Consider the following 2,793-nt stretch of genomic DNA (forward strand, 5'->3'; position numbering starts at 1 on the left):
GTCGGCGGGCACCCCATTCCGCTAAGCGGCGAGCGCGATTTCGTGACCGCTGTCGCGCGGGAAGCGGCCCTCGCCTATGCGACCAGCGGAGGCGCGCTCTCCGCCCAATTGAAGCGTCCAAGGGCGAAATCAGCGACGGCCGCTCTACGTCGACTCCAGCCATCCGATCGGCAGGTCGAAGCGGGCATGACGCGCACGCCCTACGCAAACTTTCGCGCCATAGGCCGGCCGAAGTCCTTTTCCAGATGCGCGAGCATGGCCAACCGGTTCGACAGGTCTCACTGGAGGCGAGGCGCTCGATTCGGCGATAGTACCGTCCGGACCGAGCCAGTCAGTCCATTGAGGCGCGCGTGCTGGCGAGTGCCCCGCGCCCCACGCTTCATCATCGCGCGGGTTGGTTCATCCTTGACCAAAATCAACCTAATGCGCCCGGCCTGCGTTTTCGCGGCCAGCATGAGGCCTGATCGTAGGCCCAGGCGAGGCGCAGGCAGTCGAACTCGGCGCGATTGCGGCCGAGGATCTGGATTCCCATCGGGAGACCATTGTCGCCGAATCCAGCCGGCGCCGCGAGCGCCGGGCCGCCCGCCATCGTTGCTGGGACGACGCATTTCATCCACTCATGGTAGGTTTCCATCCGCCGACCGGCGATCTCGGTGGGCCAATGGGTTTCCACCGCGAAAGGAAAGACTTGTGCGGTAGGGAGGACGAGAAAATCGTAGCGCTCGAAAAAGGCGACGAGCGTCTGAGTCCAGCGCGTGCGCACGGCTGAGGCCGCCGAGACGTCGAATGCCGAAAGTCTTGCGCCGCGTTCGACCTCCCACACGGCTTCCGGCTTCATGAGAACCCGCATTGCCGGAACGTTCCAGAATGGCGCAAGCGCAGTCCCGATCTGCCATTGGCGCAGCGTGACCCAAGCGTCCCAAAGGGCGTCGAGCGAGAAATCGGGCTGCGCGCACTCGACGACGCAGCCGAGAGCTTGAAAGGTTTCCAGCGCCCGTTCGCAAACTTCCAGAACGCCGGACTCGCAAGGCAAGGCGCCGCCCCAGTCGCGGACCCAGGCGATGCGGGCGCCCCTCACGTCGCCTTCGAGCGGTGCGTCGAATTCGCCGCCGTCTCCTGCGATCGTCAAAGGCTCGCGCGGATCATAGCCCGAGATCACCGAAAGCAGCAGCGCCAGATCGGCGGGGCTGCGGGCCATCGGCCCATTGACGCCCATCGACGGCAGCCAGGCTTCGCGGCCGTCGTTGGGCACGCGGCCGATCGACGGCCTGAAGCCGTACACATTGTTCCACCCAGCCGGATTGCGCAGGCTGCCTCCATAGTCCGAACCGTCGGCGACCGGCAGCATGCGCAAAGCGAGCGCGACCGCTGCCCCGCCGCTGCTGCCGCCTGCGGTCAAGGCCGGATCGTAGGCGTTGCGGGTCGGTCCGTGGACAGGATTGTAGGTTTGCGAGCCAAGGCCGAATTCCGGCGTGTTGGTCTTGCCAATAATGATTGCGCCTGCCGCGCGAATTCGCCTGACGAAAATGGAATCCACGTCGGCGACGAAGTCCTTGAGGATCGGCGAGCCCATCGTCATCGGTAGGCCCTTGGCCGCGGACAGATCCTTGATTGCAATCGGAAAGCCGTGCAGCGGTCCCCGCGCCGGCTGGGCGTCCCGCGCCTGCGCCTCGGCGATCAGGGTCTCGCGGTCTTGTAGCGCAACGATCGCGTTGAAACACGGATTGAGTGCTTCGATCCGATCGAGCGTCGCACTCATCAGCTCGACGCAGGAGACCTTCTCCGATCGGAGCGCGCCCGCAAGCGCCACCGCGTCGAGGTCGAGAAGCTGGGATGCGGGGAGATCGGCGGACATGACGGCGCGAATTCTAGCATGAGAAGAAACGGCCCAGGGGCCTTATCGACAGTGCTAATCCATACGACCGTCCAGTATACGTCCTGCTCTATATCCCCCGCGTCTACGCAGACAATTCTTTGGGCCGATTCGAGGAGGCGAAATCCGATATTGAAAGGGTGTTTCGCTTGAGCCCGCGCGACCCGAGCGGCGCTCTCTTTCGCTATTTCATAGGCGACTCCGAGATGGGCCTTGGCCATATCGACGCGGCGATCGCCGAATTTCGTAAGGCGATCGATTTGGGCCAGCGAGGGTTCTTCGTCTACACGGACCTGGCGGCGGCCAACGCCCTCTCAGGCAAGATGGACGAGGCGCAAGCCGCCCTGGCCGAAGCGCGCCGCCTGAATCCCGCGATCACAGTCAAATGGATGAAAGAGCGCGCGGTCACGCCAGCCATTATCGACGGTCTCCGCAAGGCGGGGTTGCCGGAAGAATGTAAGCGGTGCGAGCATACACTTGCCTGCCCGGGCTGCTCCGGCGGCTATGTAACCCGGGCGAACCGGCTCGGCATCCAGAGCTGGCGCGTGGCTTCAACGACGGTCGGAATGTCGCGCCACGCCTCCTGAGCGGAGGACGGAGTTGCCAGACGGCGCCGGTGGTGGTCGAGAACCGGGCGACCGGAAGGGTCGACGCAGTGGATCAATATCGGCAGCAGCAGTCCTTGCTCGGCAGCGTCCGGGCTCATCAATTGGGACCACGCGAGCAGCCGCAGCTTGATGACCGCATAGAAGCCCATGCACCAGGCCCGCGGGTCCACCTCGCCGTCCGGTCCGCGCACGAATAGGGGTTCGAAGCTTTCCGGTTTCGTGGACAGCGCGTTGACGATCGCGTTGTGTCGCGTGAGCGTGGCGGCGATCGCGGAGAATGTCTCCGTGTCGTGGTTGAAGTCGTCCGGATCG

3 protein-coding genes are annotated in these 2,793 nt (G+C 64.6%); 1 reads left to right on the forward strand and 2 read right to left on the reverse strand.

All coding sequences use genetic code 11. From position 1 onward, the window contains the following. Positions 1-415 precede the first annotated feature (415 nt). Positions 416-1,855, reverse strand: coding sequence for an amidase (locus ACLP2E_RS16460; RefSeq protein ID WP_442466550.1), 1,440 nt, complete (start codon positions 1,853-1,855; stop codon positions 416-418). Positions 1,856-2,022: 167 nt separating this feature from the next. Between ACLP2E_RS16460 and ACLP2E_RS16465 the strand changes: the two genes are divergently transcribed. Continuing rightward, a complete protein-coding gene (locus ACLP2E_RS16465; RefSeq protein ID WP_442466551.1) occupies positions 2,023-2,460 on the forward strand; it encodes a tetratricopeptide repeat protein in 438 nt (145 codons plus the stop codon). Here ACLP2E_RS16465 and ACLP2E_RS16470 read toward each other — a convergent pair. Next, a partial coding sequence (locus tag ACLP2E_RS16470) for a UPF0149 family protein (RefSeq protein WP_442466552.1) occupies positions 2,376-2,793 on the reverse strand: 418 nt, incomplete at its 5' end. The two genes, ACLP2E_RS16465 and ACLP2E_RS16470, sit on opposite strands and share 85 nt — an antisense overlap.

Source organism: Rhodoblastus sp. (assembly GCF_052145335.1).
Lineage (GTDB): Bacteria > Pseudomonadota > Alphaproteobacteria > Rhizobiales > Beijerinckiaceae > Rhodoblastus.

Excerpts from the sequence above, each read along its gene's own strand:
- ACLP2E_RS16460 (WP_442466550.1), bottom strand. The coding sequence starts at position 1,855 with ATGTCCGCCGATCTCCCCGCATCCCAGCTTCTCGACCTCGACGCGGTG.